The sequence below is a fragment of the Pseudomonas sp. SIMBA_067 genome (genome assembly GCF_046534675.1).
In the GTDB taxonomy this organism is placed as follows: domain Bacteria; phylum Pseudomonadota; class Gammaproteobacteria; order Pseudomonadales; family Pseudomonadaceae; genus Aquipseudomonas; species Aquipseudomonas putida.
Genome location: NZ_JAWRYH010000299.1, coordinates 1 through 279 on the forward strand (window position 1 = coordinate 1; position 279 = coordinate 279).

The 279-nt window shown below is 61.6% G+C and carries 1 protein-coding gene; it reads right to left on the bottom strand.

The features are described from left to right. A partial coding sequence (locus SB765_RS29180) for a DUF2867 domain-containing protein (protein WP_410932426.1) occupies nt 1-276 on the bottom strand: 276 nt, incomplete at its 3' end. Between the last annotated feature and the right edge of the window lie 3 nt (nt 277-279).

Genomic DNA, 279 nt, shown 5'->3' on the forward strand with positions numbered 1-279 from the left:
CGTCAGGCGCATCTGACTGGACGTTTTCACTCCGAATACGCGTATTACCGTGTCCCGAACGAGCATGAGGCGCCGAAACCATACGGGTGGGGACCGAAACATGGTCGCGGCGAGCGCACGCATGTCCGACGGTGTTCCGGAGGGGAGATCGACGGCGTAACAGTCGAGAAGGTCCGCATCCCTGAACTGTCCGACGATGCAACTGTTCTCGGGCGGCATCTCGCCTCTGGCGCGTCGGCCGGCGTCTTCGTACGATTCCCTGGTGTCCACGACCATACT